Annotated in this window: 7 protein-coding genes; 3 read left to right on the forward strand and 4 right to left on the reverse strand. The window is 59.2% G+C overall.

Annotated elements, in window-relative coordinates; genetic code table 11:
- A partial coding sequence (locus WBP53_RS12750; protein ID WP_423929495.1) for a DUF7133 domain-containing protein occupies positions 1 to 714 on the reverse strand: 714 nt, incomplete at its 3' end.
- Positions 715 to 930: 216 nt separating this feature from the next.
- A complete protein-coding gene (locus tag WBP53_RS12755; RefSeq protein WP_423929497.1) occupies positions 931 to 1,833 on the reverse strand; it encodes a LysR substrate-binding domain-containing protein in 903 nt (300 codons plus the stop codon).
- A 93-nt stretch (positions 1,834 to 1,926) separates the two neighbouring features.
- Here WBP53_RS12755 and WBP53_RS12760 point away from each other — a divergent pair, with 93 nt between their 5' ends.
- From WBP53_RS12760 to WBP53_RS12770, 3 genes are all read left to right on the forward strand, one after another.
- Positions 1,927 to 2,703, forward strand: a complete 777-nt coding sequence (locus tag WBP53_RS12760; protein WP_423929499.1) for a siderophore-interacting protein — start codon at positions 1,927 to 1,929, stop codon at positions 2,701 to 2,703.
- 188 nt (positions 2,704 to 2,891) lie between these two features.
- On the forward strand, positions 2,892 to 3,242 hold the full coding sequence (locus tag WBP53_RS12765; RefSeq protein ID WP_423929501.1) for a DUF4405 domain-containing protein: 351 nt from the start codon (positions 2,892 to 2,894) through the stop codon (positions 3,240 to 3,242).
- A gap of 51 nt (positions 3,243 to 3,293) precedes the next feature.
- Entirely contained in the window at positions 3,294 to 4,139 is an 846-nt protein-coding gene (locus WBP53_RS12770; protein WP_423929503.1) for an SDR family oxidoreductase, read from the forward strand.
- Positions 4,140 to 4,318: 179 nt separating this feature from the next.
- Here the strand turns inward: WBP53_RS12770 and WBP53_RS12775 are convergent, their stop codons facing one another.
- Entirely contained in the window at positions 4,319 to 5,077 is a 759-nt protein-coding gene (locus WBP53_RS12775) for a carbonic anhydrase (RefSeq protein WP_423929505.1), read from the reverse strand.
- A 539-nt stretch (positions 5,078 to 5,616) separates the two neighbouring features.
- Positions 5,617 to 6,410 (reverse strand): hypothetical protein (locus tag WBP53_RS12780; protein ID WP_423929507.1); only part of this gene is annotated, 794 nt, incomplete at its 5' end.

The raw sequence follows: 6,410 nt of genomic DNA on the forward strand, positions 1-6,410 counted from the left end.
CGCCTGCATGCCATTCTCGCCGACATTGCTGTTCGAACCCACGGTCGCAAAAAGTGCGCTCCCATCAGGGCTCGCGATCAGGCTCTTGGTCCAATGGTGATTGATCGGCCCGGCCGGCAAATCAACAATCGGAGTTGGTGCATTCTTGATCTCGGTGTTGCCGGACTCATACGTGAAGGAAACGACACCGTCGGTATTGGCGACAAATAGTTGATCGCCGAGAAGCGCCATGCCGAACGGGGATTTCAATTTGTCGATGAAAACGCTGCGATATTCGGCGATGCCATCGCCGTCGACATCTCTTAGCAAGGTGATCCGGTCGGCGCTAGGGACGCCGGCGCCGGCCTTTTCCATGGCCTTCTTCACGAAGAATCCCTTAATCCCCGTGCCGTCCTCGGGCTTGGCAGGCGCATTGGATTCGGCGACAAGGACATCACCGTTCGGCAATACGAGTAGCCAGCGCGGATGATCGAGTCCGGTCGCAAACGCGTTGACGCGGGTTCCTTCTGCAGGTGAAGGCATGATTCCAGCTGGCCACCCCACTGCCTTCGCAATCTTGACCGTCGGAATCAGGGTCGGGTTGGGCGGCGGGAGTTCGGGAGACGGCCCCATTCCTGACTTGACCGGTAGCGTTGCCGACTCCCCGCAGGATGCAATGATTGCGGATGCAACAACGATTGCGACCACGGATGCCACGATGGTTTTACCGTACATGGGATTTACTCCTCTCGCTCACGATCCACAGACTACCCATAGTGACATTGCAGCAGGCGTCGTATGCGCAAAGGCGATCTCGAATATGTGCCGGTCAGGCCCGGCTTCATTTTCGGCAGCCGAGGACCGGAACTGCAACTGGCGCACCCGGAAAGCGGACCTACATCTTCGAATTCAGACGGAATGTTTAATCACGTCCCGCTTTTTGCCCCGGCCTCAGCGCCTGTCGACACTTGTGTGGTTGATGCGCTGGTCCAGGAAGTCCACGAATCGCAGTACAAGTGAGCCGCGGGCGGCATTTGCCGGCCAGACTGCATAGGCTGACGGGTTTGCCATCTGCCAGGCAGGAAGCAACGGGACCAGACGTTCCGCTGCCAGATCTTCAGCGACGACAACATCGAGCGCTGCCAATACGCCCGCGCCACCGACAGCCAACTGCCGGGCTGCCTGAACATGGTTGGTGGTGATGCGGCTGCGCAATTGAACGCGGCAGGTTTCTTCGGAGGGGCCGTTGAAGTCGATGTGGGCAGGCAACATGCTTTCCTGAATCCATGGCCATTGGCGCAAGTCGTCCGGATGGGCAATGGCAGCGTGACGAGCCACAAGCTCAGGCGAGGCGCATAGAACACGCTGCAGAACCAGGAGCTTGCGCGCACGCAATGCGGAATCGTCCAGCCAGCCAATGCGGATGGCGACGTCATAGCCCTCCTTCACCATGCTGTGCCGTTCGTCGTCGAAGTCGAGCTGGAGTTCGACCCCCGGATACGTTTCGGAAAACGCCAGTGCATCGTCAACGAATGGGCCCGGCGCCAGCAATGCCGGGCAAGTGACCCGCAACTTGCCGGTCAATTCGAGCTTGCGACTGGCGACGCTGTGCAATCCCTCTTCAGCTGCCTCGACGGCGCGGGCGCAGGCCTGATGGAAAATGCGACCGTCGTCAGTCAGTGACAGATGTCGGGTAGATCGGTAGAGCAATGCGCAGCCAAGGCGCTTTTCCAGTTGCGAAACATGGTGACTGACCACAGATGGCGAAAGCTCCAGGCGCTTTGCGGCACCGCGAAACGAGCCTTCCCCAACCACGGTCGCAAATACTGCCATGCTGCGAAGGTCATCAATCATTGTTCGATTATTTGCGACAAAGAATTCTGATTGAACCATCTTATCAAGCTAATTGTGAGGAGCCACACTATCCTCATGAATAAGACACAGCCAATGACAGTTCCCACTGACCCACCCGCCCGTCGCCGCCCCGTCTTGCGGCCTGTAGAGGTCGTCCGCATCGAAGATCCGGGCCCACGCCTGCGTCGGGTCACGTTCGGAGGCAGCAATCTGCAGGGGTTCGGCCCGGCGCGGCCGGGCGCTCACATCAAGCTGTTCTTCGCCGAGATGCCTGCCGACTGGCGTCCTGAGCCCGGCCAGCCACGCCCGCCTGCCCGTACCTACACACCACGCAGTTTCGATGCGGCGCGCAATGAACTGGTGGTCGAGTTCGTCCGTCATGGAGCCGGGATGGCTTCCGATTGGGCAGAGAATGCGCAGCTCGGTGACCGCATCACCGTGGCCGGCCCTGGCGGCGGACACGATTTCGAGCCAGGCTTGCGTCGGCTGGTCATTCTGGCTGATGAGTCCGCGCTCCCTGCGGCTGGCATGATCATTGATGCCGTTCCCGCTGATTGCCACGTGACCCTGGTCGCCGAGGTCGTGGATGCGGCAGACCAGATCCTGCCGAGTCAGCGTCTTGTCGACTCGATGCACTGGCTGCACCGCCTGCCGACCAATGCCCAACCCGGATCGCTGCTGCTGGACGCCGCGCGTTCGATCCAGATCGACGACAGTGCCCAATGGTGGGTGGCCTGCGAAGCGGTTGCGATGCGCGCAATCAAGGCACATCTGACAGGCGAACGCGGACTGGACCGCAACAGGTTGATCTCACGCGGATACTGGAAGCAAGGCGCCACCGACCATCCCGATCACGACACAGGCGAATAGGCAGACTCAGGTCCGGGGCAAGGAAACGCATGCAGGCCAGGGCTTCGCGGCCGGACGTTAGCGGTGTGCATTCGCACGGTAGCGACTACTCTTGCCCGGGCAAGTGCGGGCTGCGGAGCTGTGCTTCGACCAAAGCCGGGCGCGAAGTCCACGCGCCACCGGATCCATGACGAGAGGAAGAATCGACCATGTTCCGCAAGTTCGTTGCCATCACCATGTTTGTCTCGTTTGTTGCCATGTCGACGTCGGGACTTCTGATGATCTACATGGATCGCACCTCGTTCACGCTGCAGATGCATCCGGTACACAAGGTGTTTGGCGTGCTGCTGGTGCTCGCGGCAATCGCGCACATCACCTTGAACTTCCGCAGCCTGAAGGCACACGTGAAAAACCTTTCCGTTGCAATCATGGGTGCAGTGCTGATCGCAGCTCTGGTCGGGCTTTATGCTGTGGCGCTGAGCCGGTCGATACCCGCCGACACGGCCGAGGCACTCGATGCGCTTTCTGGCAAGGCCGAGCAACAGATGGAAGGTGAATGAACCGCCGCTCGCTCCTTCGCAAGAAACATGACGAATGACAGGAAACCCGACATGAAAATTGCCGTCACCGCCGCCAGCGGACAACTGGGCCACGCCATCGTTCACGCCACCGTTGCACTGATCGGCCACGACAACGTGATCGGTATCGCCCGCACGCCTGCCAAGGCGCAGGACCTCGGCGTCGAAGTGCGTCAGGGGACCTACGACGATCCGGCCGAAATGCAAAAAGCGCTGACTGACGTGGACTGCGTGCTGCTCGTTTCCGGCATGGACGCACCAGACAAGCGCATCGTGCAACACCGCAACGTGATCGAAGCCGCCCGCGCAGCCGGAGTGAAGAAAATCGTATACACCAGCGTGCAGGGCCCGGAGGAAGGCACCGCCTTTTCGCCGATCGTACAGAGCAATCGGCACACCGAAGTCGACCTCAAGGCGAGCGGCCTCGACTGGGTGGTTGGGCGCAATGGCATCTATATCGAGCCTGACGTCGAATACATCGACAAGTACAAGGCCAAGGGTGAGATCGCCAACAGTGCGGGCAACGGCAAATGCGGCTATACGACCCGAGCGGAACTCGCCTTTGCGTACGCACGACTATTGACCGGTTCCGATCACGATGGCCGAATCGTCAATCTCAACGGCAAGCCGATCACGCAAGCGCAGTTGACCGAACTATTGAACAGCGCCTTCGGCGTGCAGTTGAGCTACCGTGTGATGTCTTCGGCTGAATATGTCGAGGAGCGGATTGCCGAACTCGGCCCTTTTCTCGGCACGATCATTGCCGGAATCTATGACGGAATCCGCCTGGGAGCCTACGACTCACCCGGCGATTTCGAGACGGTAGTCGGCCGTCCACACCAGAGCTGGGAATCCTATTCCCGCTCACTGCAGTCCTGAAGGAAATTACGCCGCAGTGAAGAAACCCAGGCCGCCTGCCACGCAGGATCGCAAGCAGGCCTGGTTGATCTCCTATTCTTTCAGTACCCCACGGAACTCCTCAAGCATCACGACTTCGCCCGATTGCGAATCGTCAATTTTGAGCAAGAGGAGTTTGCCGGACACTCGTCCGGCAAGTGTCAGGCAAGGAAATCGACCTTGCCACCTGCCAGGTTGTACATAGAGCCGACAATACGGATCTTTCCGTCTTTCTCCAGACCCGCGAGGACCGGGCTGCGGCGACGTATCTCGTCGATGGCGAGCAGCACATTCGTCTTGGCGACTTCGTCGACGAATTCATAGTTGCTACCGATTCGCTCGCCAGTGTATTTTGTCGCTGCTACTGCCGGCTTGATCTTGTCGAGCAATCCGGTGAGGTTGCCCAGCTCGGCATTATCAATGGCGCCCCTGATCGCGCCGCAAGCGGTATGCCCCATCACCAGGACCAGCTTGGCTCCTGCCAGCGCACATGAAAATTCCAGGCTTCCCAGCACATCGTCACTGACAACATTTCCGGCGACTCGCGAGTTGAAGGTTTCGCCGATACCGGCATCGAGAATGATCTCCGATGGAGCACGCGAATCGATGCAACTGAGGATGACTGCTGCCGGGTACTGCCCTCCTGCGCTAGCCCGCTTCTGGGCCAGATAGTCGTGCGGATGCATCTTGCCGGCGCGGAAACGCGCATTGCCCTGCTTGAACTGTTCGATGACCTGATCCGGCGTGAGGGCGTCGCGCTCCTTCTTGCTCAGCGCTGCTGCAAAAGACAGCTGCGGCATGCCCAGGCCCAGCGCTCCCACCCCACCCATTGCTGCTATTCCGAGGGCGGATTTCAACAAGTTTCTGCGACTGTCGCGACATGCATCTTGCGGAGAACAACAATTTTCATGAGCTTCCATCGTGATTTTCCTTGGTCAAGTTTGGGAAGTATTCCAACGATCCAGGAGCCATCCCGATCAAAAGCCCCCTGCATATCTACGACGCCAGCAATGGAACCCTCACGTCAGATTCGGAGATGGTCGGATCGATGATACCTGTCTCCGTCGATGACCGTGACCAGGCCCTGCGAAGCTGGCTTCAGTCGTGTAGCAATGTTGCAGGCAGGGCAGCCAGGATGACTCCTGCCTGACGTCGGGAAAGAAGTCGGGTTACCCAATACATGTCCGACCAAATCCGCTCGCCAAGGCTTGCGACACCAACCGGCGAATGCCCGATCAAGATCCGTTCGAAAGAAATCACGGCACATTGGAAGATCGGAGTGGAATCCTCCAGGTACGGGCAGCCGATTCGCAAACGCAGATCACGCGCCTGCCTCGGCAATGCCCGTATGTGCGCTGCATGATGGACGAGAGCCCAGGGAGGCAGCAATGCTGCTGGCGGGAATCCCGGATGTCCCACCTCTCCCATTCCCGCTTCCGGATTGGATCACTACTGGACCCTATTCGAACCCGTCCGCGAATATCACGTCAGTCAGGCTCAACTGCCAGACGCCCCGGCCGAGAGTGCCCGCGATCAAACTTTCGATTCCACCCGCGTAACGCAGATCAAAGACCAGCACGTCAGGCAGGCCTTGCCCCAGCAACGACCATTCATCGGATCCGCTAAGCGATTCGTACACGCCCGATCGGGTTCCGATTGCGACCCTTCCTGCCGTAATGTCGGTGGGAAAAAACTCGATGGTGCGAAAATCTTGCGAACTGATTGCGGGCAGGTTGCCGGTCAGTTCCTGCCAATTGACTCCACCGTCGTCAGTGAAAAACACCTGATTGTTGTCGATGGCGTACACGATGTCGGTGTTTACCGGATTCATTGCAACATCCGTAATCGTTGCCGCACCTGCGGGGAGATCGGCGGTGACGACAAACGCATTGCCGACGCGCTTGAATACTTCGTTACCCTTGCCGACCACGGCCGCCGCGGGCAGGCCGAGTGCACCGAAGGCCATCGCGTTGCGGTTTGCTCCCGGCTCGCCCAGCGAACTGAAAGTCGGGCTTGCGGTATTGGCATTGGTTGACTCGTAGACATTGCCGGAACCCCCCACAAGCAATCGGCTGTTGTCGACAAGGCTCAGCTCGAGCGGGGTCACGAATTGCGGATCCGGGATGCTGGGCAAGTTCCTGCTGCCCTGGAGGCTGTTACCTGCATCGAACTCGAGGCGACGAAATCCACCAAGATTCTGCGAGCTCACGTAGCGGTAGCTGCCGCTGAATCCCAGTGAAGTGTCGTCGATGG

Source organism: Dokdonella sp. (genome assembly GCF_049593775.1).
GTDB lineage: Bacteria > Pseudomonadota > Gammaproteobacteria > Xanthomonadales > Rhodanobacteraceae > Dokdonella.

What these genes read in the sequence shown, in the direction of transcription:
- WBP53_RS12755 (WP_423929497.1), bottom strand. Translation starts at nt 1,833, where the DNA reads ATGATTGATGACCTTCGCAGCATGGCAGTATTTGCGACCGTGGTTGGG.
- WBP53_RS12760 (WP_423929499.1), top strand. Translation starts at nt 1,927, where the DNA reads ATGACAGTTCCCACTGACCCACCCGCCCGTCGCCGCCCCGTCTTGCGG.
- WBP53_RS12765 (WP_423929501.1), top strand. Translation starts at nt 2,892, where the DNA reads ATGTTCCGCAAGTTCGTTGCCATCACCATGTTTGTCTCGTTTGTTGCC.
- WBP53_RS12770 (WP_423929503.1), top strand. Translation starts at nt 3,294, where the DNA reads ATGAAAATTGCCGTCACCGCCGCCAGCGGACAACTGGGCCACGCCATC.
- WBP53_RS12775 (WP_423929505.1), bottom strand. Translation starts at nt 5,077, where the DNA reads ATGGAAGCTCATGAAAATTGTTGTTCTCCGCAAGATGCATGTCGCGAC.